Consider the following 18,116-nt stretch of genomic DNA (forward strand, 5'->3'; position numbering starts at 1 on the left):
GCGTCACCCCCGCTGCCGGTCCCCCGTTCACTCGCAAACGCGCGCGCACTTGCCATCCGCGCGCGAATCAGCGCCCGATCACCCGGCAATTCCGCTCGCATCCGACGAATGCGCGCGCGTTTGCCTCAGCCCGATCGGCCAGCGAACCGGCCGACCCCCGACTCGTCCCCCGCAGTCAATCCCTACGCGGCGACAGCAGCGCTCCCCAGCCCCTGCCCCGTTCACTCGCAAACGCGCGCGCACTTGCCATCCGCGCGCGAATCAGCGCCCGATCACCCGGCAATTCCGCGCGCACCTGACGAATGCGCGCGCGTTTGCCCGTCGACCGAACCCATCTGTCAGCGCGCGAGCGAATTCCAGAAGTCACAGTGATGCTCGGCATCGGCGTCGATCACCGAGATGTCGTCGGAGACGAACTGCAGAACGGGGCTGACGTCTGCGGTGGTACGAGGCCACGGCGGTGCATTGTCTGCACTGGGTGTTCCGGTGTGGGCGAACGAGGTGAGGTACGCGATCATCGTTCGGGCGAGATCGTGCTGCGCCGGAGTCTTCAGCAGATCGTGTCCCGCAATGTCGAAGAAGTACGGCATATCCGTCGCATGTGCGGCATCCTGTGGCACGCCGGACGCACCGACGCCACTGACGTCAGCGGTCCCGGTATCGGCGAACTCGTACGAATACACCGGCGCATTCACTGCCAGAGCCCGGTTGTTTCGGTACGTCGGGCACGACCAACCGGCATCGGTGGTCGCCGACGCCCATGCCAGCGCCGCAGACGAAAAGTTCTGCAGCGGATACAGATCGGCGACGCCGGCGGCCTCGGGTCCGAATGCATCGGCGAGGAGTGCGGGATACGAATCGGCTGTCACCGAAGTCGGATCCGCCAACAGCGCCCCACCGACGAACGAATTCTGTTCGGCCCGGTTGCCACCGGAGAACACCGGACCGTTCAGGGCTGCACCGGCTTCGACAGCACGCGCCGGATCGGCGGGTAGCAGCTCGGTACCGTAGGCGAGTTGATTGGAGAAATTCTGTCCCTGCGCTACGAGAGCATCGACGGGCAGCGCACGCAAACATTCGATCGCGCCCGAGCCCGAGCATCCCAGTTGCTGCGCCACTTCGGCTCCGGTGGCCTCGTTGTCGGCCAGCGCAACGTAAGGTCGTTGTTCGGGCACGCCCGGGTAGATCGAGTCGGTCGGAAAGTTCAACGCACACGACCCCGACATGATGGCCACCTTGTCCACCAACCCCTGCGCGGCAGGCGATGTCAGCGCAGCACACGCCGCCATGCCGCCTGCGGACTCCCCGAACACGGTGACGTTGTCGGGGTCTCCCCCGAATGCTGCGGCATTGTCGTTCACCCACCGCAGGGACTGAATCTGATCGGCGAATCCGAAGTTGCCGCCCCCGTCCAGGCCGGGGAGCCCCAGGTAACCCAGCATGCCCAGTCGGTAGTTCACCGTCACCACGATGACATTGCCCTCCGAAGCGATCCGCTGAGCTTCGTATGCGGAGCCCGCTCCAGACGTGAAACCGCCGCCGTGCCACCACACCATCACCGGCAGTGGCTCATTCGACGTCACCAGCGGCGTCGTCACATTGAGGAAGAGGCAATCTTCGTCCGTCGTCGGTGTTCCACCGGACTCGGCCGAGCTCTGCGGACACTGCGAACCCGGCGCAGTGGCGTCGGCATCGTCGTCGGATGCCGGAAGCGGTTGTGGAGGTGACCATCTCAGATCACCGACCGGAGGCTCCGCATACCTGATGCCGAGAAATTGCCGCGTGTTCTGCGCAGCAACCCCGTGCACGGTAGCTGTGGTCGTGGCGACGTCGAGGGGCGCGCTGTCGGATGGATCCGAGGTAGATGCGCACCCGGCGAGTACCAGGAGCACGGTAGCGAGGGCGACCGGCAACTTCCTCATCGGCCGTCCGATCGTGTTGCGGCATCGAATGTTCGACGCAGCTCGTCGGCCAGCTTCACCGCATCGTCGCCAGCTCCTACTTGCCACACGGCCGCGTCGAGAGCAGCGCGAATCGTCATGGCCATGATCCGGGTGTCGAAGGACCGGAACTCACCAGTCCGCTGCCCCGACTCGAGAAGGCCGTGGACTTCGAGCATCTCGGCTCCGTGCTCGGATCGTTCACCGCGAGCGGGAGCTGTGGCGAAGATTGCCGACAGTGCCTTCATGTGCTGAGGGTAGGCAGCGTAGAACACGACGCTGCCGCCGATGAACTCCAGCAACGCTTCTCGACTCGAACCTGCCGCACGAACGAGAGGTCCGACCTCCTGTTCACCGAGTGCGTAGACGAGCTGGACGACGCCATCGAGGAGTTCCTCGCGGGTGCCGAAATGGTAGGAGATGACGCCGCGACTGATTCCGGCGCGCTCGGCGATGCGGACGAACGACGCCTTCTCCGCCCCCGCTTCCGCGATGACATCGACAGCGCATTGGATCAGCTGTTCGCGACGGGCGTTCTGAATGAATGTGGGTTCGGGACGGTCCGCCTTGGGCGATGGCATGATCCCAACTTTAGCACTGACGCATTATTTTTCCCATGCATGTCAGAAATTTCGAGCCGCCAGGAGTGACCACGATTCGCATCCGAACACGGGATCCCGCTCGCGAGCAGAAATAGTGGACACACGGGTCACTTGGTCGGCGCGTCCTCCCCCGTCACCGAATCCGGCTCGTCGTAGGTGACCGTGATGTCCTGGAATCCTTTGTTGCGCTGCGCTTCTGCCTGTCCGGTGTAGGAGTTCTTGTCACCCTCGGTGAGTTCGACGTTGTCGGTGAACGGCGTCAACAGCGCCCGTGGGTGCAGGTGGTCGACACGCACGGCATTGATTTCGATACACAGCACGATGAGCACCGACGAGACGTAGAGAAAGCCGAGCAGGCCGAGGACGATTGCAAAGATTCCGTTGCTGGCGCTGGCGTTGCCGACGACATAGCGAATGTAGATCCCGCCGAACGATTGCAGTGCCTGCCAGATCACCGAGGCGATCGCAGCGCCGGGCAGCACCTCACGCACGGTCAGGGCTCGGGCGGTGCCGATACGAAATGCGGCGGTGAAGACCACGACGTTGACGACCACGGCCCCGACGAGCGCCAACGCACCGCCGGCAAAACCGAACACACCCGAGGAGGCGACTCCGTTGAGAACGGTCAGTCCGATGATCGCCGTGCCGACGGTGCTCAGCAGCAACAGCCCTCGCAGGCGTCCCTTGATCGGATCCGGTTGTTCGTTTCGCGGGACGGACCACGCGGTGTTCATCGCGTACTGCGCGGCAAGTGACACTCCGAGCCCGCCGTACAACGACCCCACCACGCCGATGACGATGGCGGTCGTTCCGCCGCTGAGGCGGTCCGGCTGACCGAGTTGGTCACCGATGACCGGGATCTGGCTCATCGCGGAATCGATGATTCGACTCTGCAATTCGGGGTCGCCGGCCAGCACGATTCCCAACACGGTGGTGAAGAGCAGCAGCAACGGGAACAACGAGAGAAACGAGTAGTACGCGATGAGAGCCGCGAGATATCCACCTCGATCGTCGAGGAACTTGTACAAAACTGCGAGCGGGAAACCCGCTGACGGGTGCCTGCGCTGAAAGCTGTCCACCTTGCCGACCATCATCGCTCGAATGTATCCGCCATGCCGCACCTCGAAACGTCGACCGAGCGCGGCGTCCGATGTGACCCAGATCTCATAGGTTCGGCGTGCGCTTTCCGGTTCGAGCATCGACCAACTACTGACACCGCACGAAACGAGAAAGGGACTCACATGAGCTTCATCGACAAGGCCAAGAACGCAGCAGAAGACGCCATCGGCAAGGCCAAGGAAGTTGTGGGCGACGCCACCAACAACAAGGACCTCGAGGCCGAGGGCAAGAAGGACCAGGGTTCGGCAAGCGTGAAGAAGGTCGGCGAGAACATCAAGGACACCTTCAAGTAAGACGCACCCGCGAGGGCCGTCGATCTGCGGATCGGCGGCCCTCGCTGCGCTTTCGGGTGCCTCCGCCGATGCTCGACGGTTCTACGTACAACCGTCCCGAAGGCAGCGTATAAAATGCACGGAGCCGACACCGTCGGCCGAATCGAGCGTCCAGCAGAAGGCGCATGATCTCGGATCTCTGCGACGAAGTCGGCAGGGGTCCCATGCGAGAGGACTGTGTGCATGCCGCACTCTTCTATCGAAGGCAACACAGCCGCATCGGCGGACGCCTCGAGCTTGGCCGAATTCGCCCGATCCTTGCGTGAGACTCGGCGCTCGATGCCGCAGACACTCGATGCGATTCTGCGTACTGCCATCACGATGATCCCGGGTGCAGTCACCGGATGCATCACCACGGTGAAAAAGGGCGAGCGGACGGTGGTCGCGTCCACCGATCCGGTCGCGGAGAAGCTGTGTCGCCTGCAGTACGAGCTCGGCGAAGGACCCATTTCCACCGAGGTTCATCACTTCGACGTCGTCGTCGCCGCCGATCTGACCGACGAGGATCGGTGGCCTCGATTCGCTGCCACCGCCGTCGAAGAGGGTTTCAAATCACTTGCTGCGTTCCAGCTCTACAGCAACGCCGACGACCTCGGTGCGCTCGTGCTCTACAGCGACCGACCCGGCGCATTCCACGCCGACGCGGTGACCATCGGTGAAGCGCTTTCTGCCCACGCTGCCATCGCGATGCTCAGCGCCCGTGACCACGAGCAGTTCCGAACCGGTCTGGCCAGTCGAGACATCATCGGTCAGGCCAAGGGCATGATCATGGAACGCTACGACCTCGACGCGGTGCAGGCCTTCGAGCTGTTGGCCAAGCTGTCACAGCAACAGAACCTCCCTCTGCACCTCGTGGCCCGTGATCTGGTGGAGACCGATCATCCGACGGACTCGACCTTCTGACGAGACGACGGGGTTTCGATTCGCCGCTCGCGAGGAATGGCTGTCAGTGGTATCGGCAGGCAACACGCGATACCCGCGGGCGGTTATCTCGTTGAGACAACAGCGATCGACCGCCCGTCGCTATTGCTCCGGTTGACAGCTCGGACACCACCACGTTCGACGCCTGTCCGGGTCACCGTTCACTTCTGCGACCACCCGAATCGATGTTCCGCACCGCAGGCACGGCTTCCCTGCTCGACCGGCGACCCAATGCGTGCGGCCCCGGCGAGTGTCCCCGGTGGTCACCTGCATCGCACCCGGGACCGTCGCCGAGTGACGCATCGCTCGTTCGAGCAACGCGACCAACCGCTGTCCGTCGACGGCGGTCGACGGAGTCCACGGCCACAGCCCGCGCAAAAAGCAGAGCTCGTTCGCCCACAGATTTCCCGGCCCGGCGATCACCCTCTGGTCCAGCAGCGTCGCGATGATCGGCCGCGTTCCCTGAGCGGCAATGTTGGCAACCGCCCGGTCTGCGTCGAACGTCGAGTGCAGTGGGTCCGGTCCCAGATGTGCGATCAGCGCGTTCATGTCCGGTGTGTATCCGTAATCGACGACCGGAAGCAGAATTCCGTAGGCAGTCGGCCCGTCGACCGCGGCGAGCCGCACCCGCACGTCGGGTCGGACACGCTGCGGAATCGAGCGACCGGCCCGCACCACCGTCCACGATCCGCTCATCCGCAGATGCGTGTGCAGCGTCGTGCCGTCGTCGAAATCGGTCAGCAGATGCTTGCCGTGGGTCCGGTGTGCGACGACGGTTCGCCCGGCCAGATTCTCGACTGCATGCGCGGGCACCTGCAGCCTTCCGGCCCGCAACGATGCGCCGTCCAATGCTCGACGCAACCTCGCGGCCAATACGAACACTGTGTCACCTTCGGGCATGACCTCCGGGTATCCCGCTCGAACGAAACGCAATCCGAACACCGGGCCCGCATCGGCCGGATCTGATCGTCGCTCGCTACGTCGAGGGCGACGCTGTCGGCGACACGCCCCGGCCGACGTGGGCACGACAGAGCTGGTGGACAGACCCAGAACCTACGGCGCGACCGAAGATCGGAGAATTCCCGACGGCGTCGGCCGCAACACCGACGCGAGTTCGGCCAACGGCACCGGTGCCTCGACGAGGGATTCCCACGGATACTTCGCGCCGGTGTCGCGTAGGAAGGCAACGGCCTGATGGAGGTGCCGAGGCTCGTAGTTGTGGATGCCGTTGATGGTCAGCCAGTTCCGGACCACTGCTTCCGGGTCGACGGTGATCGGCGGACCCGGCGCGACGGATCCGGCAAGCACGAGCCGCCCACCGACGTCGAGTCGCACCAACGCCGACTGCACGGCCTCCGACGATCCGGAGAAGTCGATCGCCACATCTGTTCGTGCACCGTCGTCCTCACCGGCCCCGAATGCACGAGATTGTCTCTGTCGCTCCGGGTCTCGATCGACGACCGTCACCGATGCCTCTCGCTCGCATGCCGCTGCGGCGGCGGTGACCCCCAGCATTCCGGCCCCGACGATCAGTACCCGTCGGCCGTCCAAAGCACCCGCTGCGTCGAGAGCCGCCATCACCGTGGCCGTCGCACACGCTGCCGGTGCGGCGACGGCATCGGGCATGGTGTCGGGAACCCGGGCCACTGCGGTCCCGCGAGGAAGCACGATGTGTCGGGCGTAGGAGCCGCTGAGAACCCATGGGCTCTCGGCAGATTCGTGACCCACCTTGCGCACGGACGTGCACTTGGCCGTGAACCCGCGGACGCATCGACTGCATCGGCCGCAGGGCACGGTCACCGACCACACGATCCGATCCCCGACCGCCGCTGGGGATGTGGCATCACCGACGGCGACGACGCGACCGACGGCCTCGTGCCCGAGTACCGACGGGCACGCTCCGTGCCGTCGACCGGACACCGTGTGCAGATCGCTCCCGCACACCGTGGCGAGATCGACGCGCACCAGCAGATCACCCGACTCGAGGGCGGGAATCTCGATGTCCCACATCTCGATCCCGCTCCCCGTCCAGACGGCGGCCGGTGTCAGACCAGCAGTGATCTGATCCATCCGGAGATCCTTTCCACGATGTACACGACGACGAAGATGACGAGAACGATCGCACCGGCGACGTCGAAGTTCAGGGTACGAATCGACTCGAAGAGCAGGAAGCCGATGCCGCCCGCACCGACGATCCCAAGAATGGTCGAGGTACGAATGTTCACGTCGAGCAGATACAAGCTCGAACCGACCATCGACGGAATGGCCTGAGGAACAACGGCACTCAATGTCCTGTTCCACCAACCGCCACCCACCGACGCCACCGCTTCGAGGGGACCGGGATCGATCTCCTCGATCGCGTCCGCAACGAGTTTGCCGAGAAATCCGACGGATCCGATGGCCAGTGCGCAGGTTCCCGCCACCGGACCCAATCCGAGCGCTGCGACGAACACGACGGCGAGGATGAGTTCGGGCACAGCCCGAACCAACAGAATCCAGGATCGCGCAACCCAGTACACCGCGGGATGCGGAGTTGCGTTGCGCGCAGCCAGAACTCCGACGGGAATCGACAGCACGATGCCGATTGCGGTGGCCACGACTCCGATGGCGACGGTCTGTACAGCGGCGTCGAACAGGTCCGATCCCAAAGCGGAGAAATCCGGTGGGACCATTCGACCGAACACCTCGATCGACGGCCCGATCCAGGTCAGCAGCGAGCGCGGATCCAATTCGAGAACCACGAACGACGCCACGATCGCGAACAAGAGCACAGCCGACGCCCCGAGGCGCATCAGTCGATCGCGCTGCGGGCCGGCCGCGGACGGGACCAGCAGCATGCGGCGCAGAGCCATCGCTACAAATTCCATTGCGGCGATGATCACCAGGATCACCAACACGATTCCGAGAGCACGCGGGTAGATCAGTCCGCGGAGAGCGTCCTGCAGGGCAAAACCGATGCCGCCTGCCCCGACGAAGCCGAGCACGACCGACATGCGCAGATTGATGTCGATTCGATAGACGAAAGCGCCGATCCACGCCGGAACGGCCTGTGGAACAACGGCATTGATCATCTCCCGGTAGTAGCCGGCTCCAGCGGCACGGAGCGCCTCTCGCGGTCCGACATCGGTCTCTTCGATGGCGTCGGCGAACAGTTTGCCGAGCATGCCGATGGAATGTAGTGCCAGAGCCAGGATGCCGGGCAGCACACCGATTCCCAACGCCCGGACGAACAGCACCGCGAACAGCAGATCCGGCATCGCCCGGCAGAAGGTGATGACGGCGCGCGCGATGCCGTAGAGGGCCGGGTGGGGCGAGGTGTTCCGTGCCGCGAGGAACGCCAGCGGTACCGAGACGACCGCTGCGAGCACGGTGCCCAGCACTGCCATGAGCAAGGTGTCGAGCGCGAGGGAGACGATCCTTCCGGTGTCGTCGACACGCGGCGGCAGCATCCGCTCGAGCAGGTTGCCCACATCCTCGAGACCGTCGATCAAGGTCGTCGGCGCGAAGTCGATGTAGCCCGCCGAGAGCACGGTGAGAACGAGCGCGACGACACCCAGTGCCGGGAACAGCCATCGACGCCGCTGCGGATCCTTCTGCCCTGCAGTGTTCGTGGGCTTCGGTTCGACGGCGACGGTCATGTCGGTGCCACCGTGGTCATGCTCCCGGGGTCGGGCGCGATCCGTTGATAGATCGGCATGATGTCATCACGCTGGAGACCGGCGGCGGGGCGATCGAGCACCACCCGACCGTCTCGGAGACCCACGAGGCGATGGGCCCAGCCGAGGGCGAGATCGACCTGATGCAACGTGCACACCACGGTCAGTTTCTCCTCGCTGCACACTCGCTGCAACAGATCCATCACCACGCCCGCGTTCTCGGGGTCGAGCGAGGCGACGGGTTCGTCCGCGAGGACGATCCGCGGACGCTGCATCAGGGTGCGTGCGATCGCCACCCGTTGCTGCTGTCCACCCGACAGCGTGTCGGCGCGCCGTTCGGCGAAGTCCGCCAACCCGACTCGGTCGAGGCACGCGCGGGCTTCCTCTCGCATCGCTTTCGGGTAGGTGAGTGCGCCGTAGCGCGGAATCGACAGTCGGCCGATGCCTCCCACGAGTACGTTCTCGAGGCAACTCAGCCGGCCCACGAGATTGAAGTGCTGAAAGACGAAGCCGACATCTCGGCGTAGCTCGCGCACACGGCGGCGGTTCGCCAGATCGACCCGGATGTCGAGTGCAGTCACGCTCCCCGACGTCACGGGCTGCAAGCCGTTGATGCACCGCAACAGCGTCGACTTCCCGGAGCCGGAAAGCCCGAGCAGAACCAACATCTCACTGTGATGCACATCGAGATTCACGTTCTCGAGCGCTGTGGTGGATCCGAATGTCTTGGTGACGTTGCGAACACTGACCACCACGTCGCCCCGGTCCATCGGTGCGGACATCATCAGCCCTGGCACTTCTCGGAGCCGGTGACCTCGCATACGTGGCGCACGCCGTCGTAATCGCTGTCCTGGGCGGGAACGACGCCCCAGGCGTCCTCGTCGGTGATGCGGCATTCCTCGGCACAGATGCCGTCGGCCACAAAGGCATCCGAGTTCATGCCCTCGCTGAAGACGTCCTGGAGCTTGGCAATGGCGTCGGCACCGAGATCGTTGTTGGCTGCGAAGAGCGATCCGGCGATCATCTCGGACTTCCACACCGTCTTGAGCTCACCGGGTGCAAGTTCACCGTTGTCGATCATCGTGCGGTCGACCATGGTGTCGAACGCGAATCCGGCGTCGCAGTCTCCGGCCTTGACGGCCAGCGCCGATGCATCGTGTCCGCCGGCGTAGATCGGGGTCATCGCGGCGGAGATGTCGGCCTCGGAACCGGAGGAAATGACGTTGTCCTCGATGAGTCCCGCTGTCGGGTAGAGGAATCCGGAGGTGGAGCTCGGGTCGACGAAGCAGACCTTCTTGCCTGCGTAGTCGGCGAGACCGTTCACCGAGGCATTGTCCGAACGAGCGATTCCGTACGACTGGTAGCCGGGAGGAGTTCCCTCGTCCTGGACGACGGCACCCAGCGGTGTCATCTCCGCACCGTTGATGCCTGCGACGACGTACGCGAAGGGGCCGAAGAACGCGATGTCGACGTTGCCTGCGATCAGGCCCTCGACCACACCGGCGTAGTCCGAGGCCTGGATGAACTCGACGCTCGCTCCGGTCTCGTTCTCCAGCCGCTCGATGACGGGGTCGTAGCTGGCTTTCAGGTCTGTGGAGTTCTCGGCGGGAATGGCTGCGAGTGTGATGGTTTCGGGGAATCCCTGCTCGGTGGTGGCTCCCTCGGATGAGCTCGAACAACCGGCTGCGACGAGAGCCGCGGCAGAGAGCACGGCCGCGGCGGTTCCGGCACGACGGCGAGAGATGGTGGTCATGGCGTGATGTCCGTTCGGGGTGTGGTGGATGTTCAGGGCAGAGCTGTTCAGGGCAGAACGATGGGGGGAAGGTCGGCGACGCTGTCGAGCACGTGGGTGGCACCCGCTTCGAGCAGCTGGGTCTCGGAATGAGCTCCGGTGAGGACGCCGACCAGCAGCGATGCGCCGGCTCGGCGACCGGACAGGATGTCGCTCGACGTGTCACCGACGACGGCGACCGCGGAAATGTCGGTCACCTCGGCGAGCAGGGCGGCCGAGAGCACGAGATCGGGGTGCGGACGGCCACGACCGGCACTCCCGGGTGCGAGGAATGCGTCGGGCAGATCCCGCCAGCCGAGCGCGTCGATGATGCGATTCTGGGTGGGTGCCGAGAATCCGGTCGTCAGGACGACGGTGATTCCGGATTCGCGAAGCTTCGTGATCGCCTGGGCCGCACCGGGTACGGGTGAGACCCCGGCGTCGATGCGGGCGTCGTAGGCCGATTCGAAAGCGCGGTTGGCGGCCTGAGCGCGGTCCTCTGTTCCGAACAATGCGCGGAACACCTCGATCTTGGACTGACCCATCGTGTCGAGCACGTAGCGGCGGGCGGCGTCGCGTTCCGGACCGGCGTCGGCAAGTCCGACGGCGGTGGCTGCGGCATCGAACGATTCGAGTACCAGACCGTCGTCGGTGACAGTCGTTCCGGCCATGTCGAGGACGACGAGCTCGACGGGGGTGCTGGTGTTCGGGCTGGTGGAGTTCGGCATGGGGAAGAGACTGCCGTTTGGTATAGACCATTACGTGGAACGTGAGTGAACGGACCGTGAACGTCGCACGACAATTAGGTCTAGACCAATTGATGCTATGGTTGGTCCATGGCCGTGGACACCGAACCTCGCGTACTCAAGCATCAGATCGTCCGCAGAAGCCTCGACGCGATGCTCGACGGCATGTCTGCGGGCGACGCGTTTCCGTCCGAGCGCGATCTCGCCGATCGATACGACGTGTCCCGCGAGACACTGCGTCAAGCCATCCGAGAACTGTTGGTAGCCGGTCGAATCGAACGTCGCGGCCGGGCGACGGTGGTGGCCGAACCCAAGGTGGTACTGCCGTTGGCGATCGGCTCCTACACCGAGGCCGCGCGCGAGAAGGGCATGAGCGCCACTCGAATTCTGGTCGGCTGGGAGGTGTTCCGAGCAGACGACGTGCTGGCGGAACTCCTCGCGATCGAGATCGGTTCGGAGGTGGTGCAACTCGAACGCGTCTTCACCACCGGCGACGTGCGAGTCGGACTGGAAACGACTCGTATTCCCGCCTATCGAATCCCGGGGCTACAGGACAGTTTCGATCACCGAACGTCTCTCTATGCCGAATTGGCAGCCCGGGGAGTCACGTTCGGGCGCGTTGTCGACACCATCGAAACCGTCCTCCCCGATGCCAGGGAAGCCGCACTGCTCACCGTCGACACTCGGACACCGATGTTTCTGCTCGGCCGTGTCTCCTACGACACGGACGGTGTTCCCATCGAACACCGTCGGTCGCTCTATCGCGGAGACCGGATGACCTTCACCGCCGTCATGGACGCCTGACATGACCTCAGCAGAAAGACTTTCCGTATGACATCGACGTACGACGTCGTGGTCGTCGGGGCCGGGATCGTCGGTCTCGCACACGCGTATCACGTCCATCGGCGCGGATTCACCGTGGCAGTGGTCGATCATGCCGATCGTGTCGCAGGTGCCTCCGTCCAGAACTTCGGGCACGCCTGCATCACAGCGCAATCCGGGACCGCACTCGAGTACGCGCGAGCAGGCCGCAGTCACTGGCTCGACCTCGCCCGCAAAGCCGACTTCTGGGCAGCGGAATCGGGAACGCACTGCGTCGCTCGGCACGAGGACGAGCTCGCGGTGCTCGAGCAGTTCGCCGAACTACGGGGCGAGGATCAGGTACAGCTGCTGGACCGCAGCGAGGTACTGAACCGACTCCCCCTTGCCGACACCGATGTGGTCGGCGGCATGTACCTGCCTCTGGACGTCCAGGTGGACCCGCGCTCCGCCGCTCCGGCCGTCGCACGCTGGCTCGCCGATTCCGGGGTGGACTTCCACTGGCGCACCGCTGCAACGTCGTTCGCGCCGGGAATCGTTCGCACCTCCCGCGGCGACCTGCATGCCGGTGCCACGTTCGTCACCGTCAACCACGACATCGATCGCCTGTTTCCCGAGAGCGCCGAACGCGGCGGACTGGTGCGGTGCCGACTGCACATGATGCGAGCCACCATGCCGCTGCGTGCACCGCTTCCCTCGCCGCTGTTCACCGGCTGGTCGCTGCTGAGGTACTCGGGCTTCGAGAACCTGCCCGCCGTTGCAGACGTCGCTGCCCGCCTGCAGGCCGAGTATCCCGACTACGTCGAACTCGACCTGCACCAGATGTACACCCCACAACCGGACGGGTCGATCCTGTTGGGCGACACCCACGTTCGCGAGATCACCACCTCGCCGTTCCAGAGCGAAGACGGTTTCGAGGTGTTGCTCGGCGAAGCGAGAACGCTGTTCGGAGTCGACCGCATCGACGTCGTCGAGCGATGGCAGGGAACGTACTGCTCCGCACCGGGTTCGGAATTCATGCTGGAAGAGCCCATCGACCGTGTGCACATCGTCACCGTCACGACCGGGATCGGCATGACCACCAGCATGGGTCTGGCGTTGTCCAACGTGGACAACGCGCCGACGCTCGTCTAGGGCCGACACCCCGTCCTCGCCTCACCGCACTGTTCGGCTCGCGACACTACTGGGCACACCCCCGTGTCAAGATGTAGTCATGCCGCCGGTCGTTCGCCCCTACCGAGGTGTCGCCGCAGACAAACGTCGCCGCGAGCGCCGCGAGAAACTGCTCGACGCCTGCCTCGACGTGGTTGCGGGGTCCGGTGTCGCCGCCGTCACGGTCGACGGCATCTGTGCGCGCGCCGGCCTGTCCAAGAGGTACTTCTACGAAAGTTTCGGAGACCGCGACGCCATTCTGGTGAGCGCTCTCGACGACGTGATCGACACCGTGGGAACTGCTCTCGAAGAGATTGTGCAGGAACAGGGGTCGACCTCGGACCGCGTCGCCCAGACTGCAGCCGTTCTGGTGCGCGCGCTCACCGCCGATCCACGGTCGTCCCTGCTGTACACCTCGGCGTCGGCCAATCCCGCGCTCGAGGCCCGACGCCGACAGATGGTCGACACGTTCACACCACTGCTGATGCGAGCAGTGCTCGACGCCGACCCCGCGAACCCACGGGCCGAGGCAGCGACCGTCCTGATGGTGGCAGGGACGACCGAGCTACTCGACCGGTGGCTTCGCGGCGATCTGGACTTCACCGAAGTGGAGTTCGTCGACACATTGACCGCGCTCGGCGTCGCCCTGGCGACCTCTTTCTGAGCGCACCCGTGTGTCGGGCCGTCACTCGAGCAGGCTCCGGCCCAGATAGCCGTCGTCGACCACTCCCGGCAGCACGGCGAACACCGCGGACCCGATGGGTGTCGTCCATTCGTTGAGTGCATCGAATTCGTCGAGGCGCCGCTGAATCGGGAGGAACTGGGTGAGCACATCGCGCTGATAGCTCGCGAACAGCAGCCCGGAGTTCGACACCGAACCGGGAGCAGGTGGGTCGTCGTAGTTGTACGCCCGCCGGAAGATTCGCTCGCCGTCGTGAGTGTGCCGCGCCCGAGCGATGTGCGAGGACGGTGGGATGACCGGAATGCCGAATCGATCTGTCACGTCGAAATCGGCTCTGTCGAACTCGTCGGTTCCGGTCAACGGCGCACCGGTGTCGAGAGTTCGCCCCACCGACAACTCGCGGCCGGGTCGGTCCAATTCGTCCCAGGTATCCATCTCGATTCGAATGCGCCGCAACACCATCGACGTTCCGTGCTGCATCCAGGGCTGCTCGCTGCCGTCGTCCCAGACCAGACCGTCGAAGTCCGTACTTCCGGCCGCCGGATTGACCGTGCCGTCGACCTGGCCCATCAGATTGCGCATTGTGGTGCCCGATTCCTCGGTACCCAGCGAACGGCGGAACCCGCGCTGCATCCAGGCGATCGTCACCAACGATCGAACGTTCTTGGTGAGTACCCGCACTGCGTGCGCAACGGTCACAGGATCGTCCGAGCACACCTGCAGCAACAGATCTCCACCGGTGAATCCCGGTTCCAGACGGTCGATTCCGAACGCAGGAAGCGGCGCCAGCCACGTTGGGCGCCGATCCGGCAGACCGATCGCATCGAACACACCGGGGCCGAGTCCGACCGTCACCGTCAGACGCGCCGGCCGAAGCGCCAATTCCGCCTCGGTATCGGCCAGCGCGGGTGCACCGGCAGTGAGCCGTCCGATGTCCTCGGTCCAGACCTTCAGAATCCCGATCAGCTCGTCGCGTCCGACACGATCCTGCAGATTCAGACCGACGAACGTCGAGTGTGCCTGCGGCGGAACGGTATCGATCCCGGCTTGATGAATGCCGCGCCACGGCACCGTGTCGGCTCCGGTGGTCGTCTCGGCCGCATGGTTGCCGAAGACTCCGTAACCGGTCGCTGCTCCCACGCCCGCGACGCCGAGCGCGGCGACGCCTCCACCGAGGAGGCGTCGCCGGCTCAGCGAGCGTGGGGACCGGTTCTCGTTCTCAGCCACCGTGCGTCGGCGCAGGGGTCGCCGACCCGTCCGTGTTCATGCCCATGGTGCCGGGCTCGTAGTTCTCCTGGGCCCCGGAGAAGTCCCTGACCTGGGCGGTGAACGTCGCAGTCGACGCATCCTCGAACTCGAGGGTGAACTCTGCGTCGGCTCCTGGCGTCAGCGGAGATGTGACGTCCATGAGCATCAGGTGATCGCCGCCCGCGGCGAGCACGTGCGTGCCGCCCGCCGGAACGACGAAGCCGCCCTCCTTGGGCCGCATCACCATCGCTCCGTCGTCCCCGGTTGCCATCTCGTGCAATTCCGTTCGGCTCGATGCCGGTGACGATGCACCGACCACGTGCACGTCGGCGTCGCCGGTGTTCTGCAATTCGGCGAACGCCGCGGTCATACCGGAGTCGGCGGCTTTGACCCATTGCTCGCGAACGACGACGGAATCGGACTCCTTCGCCGCGGCGGCCGGCTGGGTGCTCGAGCATCCGGTGAGCATCAGGCCGGTGACCGACAGCGCGGTCACCAGCGTCGAGGTGCGACGGGTGATATTCATGCGAGTTCGCTTTCATGTTGGGAAGCAGCGGAATTGGCGGCTCTGGTCCGAGCTCGACGAATCGAGCCGAGCACGACGTCGACAGCGAGGAAGGCCACCAGGCTCAGCCCGAGGAGTGGGACGAACCAGCCGACGGCAACGGCGACGACCGCCAAGACGGCGACGGAGATCGGCGAGATACGGCGAAGACCGCCGCGCAGAGGTGGCCGGCCCGCAGTGAGACCGGTTGCCTTGGTGGGCCGGCGCTTCCACCACATCATGTAGCCGCGCACGATGACCGATGCCAGCGCAACTGCAAGCGCGAGCAGGGCCAGCTGATTGGCCACACCGAACAGCGTTCCCATGTGCAGTTGAATACCCCAGGCAGCCAGCTTGGCCGCGAGCGGCCAGTCGGAGAAGTACAGGGTGTCGACAACCGTGCCGGTGCTGCCGTCGATCGAGATGGAGTTGTTCGACATCAGCCAGGGCTGACGGGTTTCGGCGACGACGAACGCTGCGTCGTCCGACGCTGGGATCGACGCCTCCACGGCCCCGTCGATACCGTTGGCCTTCGCGATGTCGAGGACCGAATCGATGCGTCCGACATTGCTGTTCGTCGTCGACGCGTCGGCCGCCATGTCCATCGAATGCCCGCCGTGACCGGAATGATCGGGCGTCGCGGCGTCGGAAGAGCCGATGGTCTCGGTGATGGCGGGTGTGGTCCAGCTCAATGCCGAACGCAGCTCGGTGACGTTCTCCCCCGCGTAGGTGGACCACGTGAGTCCGGTGGCGGAGAGAAATACCAGACCGACGGCGATCCAGATGCCCGCCACACCATGCCAGTTCAAAGACCTGTTGCGGCCTTTGGACTTTCGATCGAAGGTCAGCAGCCTGGTTTTGTCGCGGTTGCGCCGGTAGCGCTCGACCCACAGGTAGAGCCCGCCGAGCGCGATCACCCACAGCCACGATGCGGCGAGTTCGCTGTAGAGCCGACCGGGCTCACCCAGGTGCAGGTGGCGGTGGAGTTCGGAAATCCAGGTGCGTAGAGGTAACGCGCCGGAGGAGCCGTACACCGTCGACTCGCCCACGGACGTCGCGGTCGAGGGATCGACGAAGACGGCCAGCCGCTTCGATTCACCGAGGGAGGGGTCGGTGAACATCACCCGGGTGGTGTCGCCGGGGTCGGTGGCCGGTCGCACTGCGGCGACGGTGAGGTCGGGTTGTTCTGCCTGCGCAGCTCGGATCTGATCCGCCACCGGTACGGCCGGGCCGGTGGGGTCGACGTGCAGGTAGTCCCGATACAGGAGTTGTTCGATGGTCGGTGCGACGGCGTACAGCCCGCCGCTGATGGTGGCGATCAGGATGAACGGTGCGACGAGGATGCCCGCATAGAAGTGCAGCCGCAGGATCAGCGGACGCCAACTGCGGGGGCTGGTCGGACGGGTGGGCGGGGAAGGATCGGCGACGCGTTCCATTTCCGGTGTGGACACGAGGACTTCTTTCGTGAAGGCATGACTGGGCGCGCGGATGTGCGCGAGGTGGCATCGCACGACGGATCGAGCCGTGCGCGGACGGCGCGAATCGACGACAGTGCGAAGTACAGGATCGAATGCGGCAACAACGCACTACCCGACGCCTGACGAGCAGGGAGGGTGTGACGGTGGGTTGTGCTCAGGCAGTTCGAGCCGGTGGCCCGCGGTTTCCGCAGCCAGAAAGATCGAGAAGTCGCGGTGATCCCGGAATCCGGTACACCGGCAGTGGCGGGGCGATGCGCTTGTCGTCGACGACGAGGGCGGCCAGTAGTGGGAGAGCCCTGCCCAGCGAGGTCACCGCGCGTCGGATGCCGAGTTCTGCACCCCTGATGGCCAGGGCACCGACCAGGATGGCGACCACGTGGGCCGCGAACATCTGCTCGGTGATCATGGGACCGTGATGGTGACTGTCGACGACGGTGAGCAGTAGATGGCCGATCGACTGGGCCGCAGCGAGAACGACCAGCAGTCGAGTGCGCGGTGCAGCCCCCGTCGGTGCCACCGCGGTTGCGTATCCGACGGCCGAGCACACCAGCGCCAGCAGCACGATCGACGCATCGGACGGGGCCATCCCGCCGCCGACGGTGTGCGCCCAGGCGGTGACCAGCGCCGAGAGTCCGCCCACGGAGGCACCGCGCAGAGGCGCGAATCCTTCCGTCGGCTCGGACATGGACGGGAGCTTACTACCGACTACACCGAGTAGTAGTTCGGGCACGGCAGCGACGCTCCCGTTACACCAAAGCCGGTCCAGCGGTCTTTTTACAGTTGGTTATCCTGATCATCGGTACTCGAACGATCAACGGTCGAGCCGCGAGATCGAGAGTGGTCGCACATGGCAGAGAATTCGGACGCGGCTCAGGCGAGGGTGTTCGCCGACATGCTGACCGCCGAGATCGCGGCCGCGTCGAGTCGCATCGAGGACTCCGAGCAACTCGCCCGCAAAGCCCTGCGCGTCGGCGATTCCCGCAGCCACGTGTGGCACAGCGACGAAGCGCAGACTCAGAAGCAGTCGCTCTACGAGCTGCACCGCCAGCTCGATGCGTTGCGCAACCGATTCCCCGCCGTGCACCGCCCGTAGGAACGGCCGCCGA

Annotated in this window: 20 protein-coding genes; 7 read left to right on the forward strand and 13 right to left on the reverse strand. The window is 65.0% G+C overall.

Annotated features, from left to right (window positions below; genetic code table 11):
* Positions 1-338: 338 nt before the first annotated feature.
* From CH296_RS04830 to CH296_RS04840, 3 genes are all read right to left on the reverse strand, one after another.
* Positions 339-1,922 carry a carboxylesterase/lipase family protein gene (locus CH296_RS04830; RefSeq protein ID WP_094684156.1) on the reverse strand — a complete coding sequence of 528 codons (1,584 nt, stop codon included), beginning with the start codon at positions 1,920-1,922 and terminating at the stop codon, positions 339-341.
* Positions 1,919-2,521 carry a TetR/AcrR family transcriptional regulator gene (locus CH296_RS04835; protein ID WP_094684157.1) on the reverse strand — a complete coding sequence of 201 codons (603 nt, stop codon included), beginning with the start codon at positions 2,519-2,521 and terminating at the stop codon, positions 1,919-1,921. The genes CH296_RS04830 and CH296_RS04835 overlap by 4 nt, the downstream gene beginning before the upstream one ends.
* Before the next feature lie 128 nt (positions 2,522-2,649).
* Entirely contained in the window at positions 2,650-3,633 is a 984-nt protein-coding gene (locus tag CH296_RS04840; RefSeq protein ID WP_094684219.1) for a YihY/virulence factor BrkB family protein, read from the reverse strand.
* Between the two features lie 150 nt (positions 3,634-3,783).
* Between CH296_RS04840 and CH296_RS04845 the strand changes: the two genes are divergently transcribed.
* The gene (locus CH296_RS04845; RefSeq protein WP_094684158.1) at positions 3,784-3,954 is read left to right on the forward strand and encodes a CsbD family protein; all 171 of its coding nucleotides are present in this window, start codon (positions 3,784-3,786) and stop codon (positions 3,952-3,954) included.
* 222 nt (positions 3,955-4,176) lie between these two features.
* The gene (locus tag CH296_RS04850) at positions 4,177-4,896 is read left to right on the forward strand and encodes a GAF and ANTAR domain-containing protein (protein ID WP_032396011.1); all 720 of its coding nucleotides are present in this window, start codon (positions 4,177-4,179) and stop codon (positions 4,894-4,896) included.
* 120 nt (positions 4,897-5,016) lie between these two features.
* On the opposite strand, the gene CH296_RS04855 is transcribed toward CH296_RS04850, so the two are convergent.
* The 6 genes from CH296_RS04855 to CH296_RS04880 all read right to left on the reverse strand — a co-directional run bounded on the left by CH296_RS04855 (position 5,017) and on the right by CH296_RS04880 (position 11,069).
* Entirely contained in the window at positions 5,017-5,814 is a 798-nt protein-coding gene (locus CH296_RS04855; protein ID WP_094684220.1) for a DNA-formamidopyrimidine glycosylase family protein, read from the reverse strand.
* Between the two features lie 153 nt (positions 5,815-5,967).
* Positions 5,968-6,984 carry a zinc-binding dehydrogenase gene (locus CH296_RS04860; RefSeq protein WP_094684159.1) on the reverse strand — a complete coding sequence of 339 codons (1,017 nt, stop codon included), beginning with the start codon at positions 6,982-6,984 and terminating at the stop codon, positions 5,968-5,970.
* A complete protein-coding gene (gene phnE, locus CH296_RS04865) occupies positions 6,960-8,552 on the reverse strand; it encodes a phosphonate ABC transporter, permease protein PhnE (RefSeq protein ID WP_094684160.1) in 1,593 nt (530 codons plus the stop codon). The genes CH296_RS04860 and phnE overlap by 25 nt, the downstream gene beginning before the upstream one ends.
* On the reverse strand, positions 8,549-9,355 hold the full coding sequence (phnC, locus tag CH296_RS04870; RefSeq protein WP_179275399.1) for a phosphonate ABC transporter ATP-binding protein: 807 nt from the start codon (positions 9,353-9,355) through the stop codon (positions 8,549-8,551). The genes phnE and phnC overlap by 4 nt, the downstream gene beginning before the upstream one ends.
* Positions 9,355-10,323, reverse strand: a complete 969-nt coding sequence (locus tag CH296_RS04875; protein WP_094656926.1) for a phosphate/phosphite/phosphonate ABC transporter substrate-binding protein — start codon at positions 10,321-10,323, stop codon at positions 9,355-9,357. Before CH296_RS04875 ends, phnC begins: the two co-directional genes overlap by 1 nt.
* Positions 10,324-10,370: 47 nt before the next feature.
* A complete protein-coding gene (locus tag CH296_RS04880; protein ID WP_094684161.1) occupies positions 10,371-11,069 on the reverse strand; it encodes a phosphonatase-like hydrolase in 699 nt (232 codons plus the stop codon).
* A gap of 108 nt (positions 11,070-11,177) precedes the next feature.
* Here CH296_RS04880 and CH296_RS04885 point away from each other — a divergent pair, with 108 nt between their 5' ends.
* The 3 genes from CH296_RS04885 (at position 11,178) to CH296_RS04895 (ending at position 13,722) form a co-directional block, all read left to right on the forward strand.
* Positions 11,178-11,891 (forward strand): GntR family transcriptional regulator, encoded by a 714-nt coding sequence (locus tag CH296_RS04885; protein ID WP_032396017.1) that lies wholly within the window; start codon positions 11,178-11,180, stop codon positions 11,889-11,891.
* Between the two features lie 27 nt (positions 11,892-11,918).
* Positions 11,919-13,040 (forward strand): TIGR03364 family FAD-dependent oxidoreductase, encoded by a 1,122-nt coding sequence (locus CH296_RS04890; RefSeq protein ID WP_094684162.1) that lies wholly within the window; start codon positions 11,919-11,921, stop codon positions 13,038-13,040.
* 79 nt (positions 13,041-13,119) lie between these two features.
* Positions 13,120-13,722, forward strand: a complete 603-nt coding sequence (locus CH296_RS04895) for a TetR/AcrR family transcriptional regulator (protein ID WP_094684163.1) — start codon at positions 13,120-13,122, stop codon at positions 13,720-13,722.
* A gap of 21 nt (positions 13,723-13,743) precedes the next feature.
* Here the strand turns inward: CH296_RS04895 and CH296_RS04900 are convergent, their stop codons facing one another.
* Genes CH296_RS04900 through CH296_RS04910 form a run of 3 tightly spaced genes read right to left on the reverse strand, consistent with a single transcriptional unit; the run spans position 13,744 to position 16,983 of the window.
* Positions 13,744-14,967: a Dyp-type peroxidase gene (locus CH296_RS04900; RefSeq protein ID WP_094684164.1), complete on the reverse strand. Its 1,224-nt coding sequence runs from the start codon at positions 14,965-14,967 to the stop codon at positions 13,744-13,746.
* A complete protein-coding gene (locus tag CH296_RS04905) occupies positions 14,960-15,514 on the reverse strand; it encodes a copper chaperone PCu(A)C (RefSeq protein WP_094684165.1) in 555 nt (184 codons plus the stop codon). Before CH296_RS04905 ends, CH296_RS04900 begins: the two co-directional genes overlap by 8 nt.
* The gene (locus tag CH296_RS04910; protein ID WP_256980337.1) at positions 15,511-16,983 is read right to left on the reverse strand and encodes a PepSY domain-containing protein; all 1,473 of its coding nucleotides are present in this window, start codon (positions 16,981-16,983) and stop codon (positions 15,511-15,513) included. The genes CH296_RS04905 and CH296_RS04910 overlap by 4 nt, the downstream gene beginning before the upstream one ends.
* Positions 16,984-17,004: 21 nt before the next feature.
* Here CH296_RS04910 and CH296_RS29440 point away from each other — a divergent pair, with 21 nt between their 5' ends.
* Positions 17,005-17,133, forward strand: a complete 129-nt coding sequence (locus CH296_RS29440) for a hypothetical protein (RefSeq protein WP_254924171.1) — start codon at positions 17,005-17,007, stop codon at positions 17,131-17,133.
* A gap of 31 nt (positions 17,134-17,164) precedes the next feature.
* On the opposite strand, the gene CH296_RS04915 is transcribed toward CH296_RS29440, so the two are convergent.
* The gene (locus tag CH296_RS04915) at positions 17,165-17,695 is read right to left on the reverse strand and encodes a hypothetical protein (RefSeq protein WP_094630377.1); all 531 of its coding nucleotides are present in this window, start codon (positions 17,693-17,695) and stop codon (positions 17,165-17,167) included.
* Positions 17,696-17,857: 162 nt separating this feature from the next.
* Between CH296_RS04915 and CH296_RS04920 the strand changes: the two genes are divergently transcribed.
* The gene (locus CH296_RS04920; protein ID WP_045196818.1) at positions 17,858-18,103 is read left to right on the forward strand and encodes a hypothetical protein; all 246 of its coding nucleotides are present in this window, start codon (positions 17,858-17,860) and stop codon (positions 18,101-18,103) included.
* The last annotated feature ends 13 nt before the right edge of the window (positions 18,104-18,116 follow it).

Source organism: Rhodococcus sp. 14-2496-1d, from assembly GCF_002259365.1.
Taxonomy (GTDB): domain Bacteria; phylum Actinomycetota; class Actinomycetes; order Mycobacteriales; family Mycobacteriaceae; genus Rhodococcoides.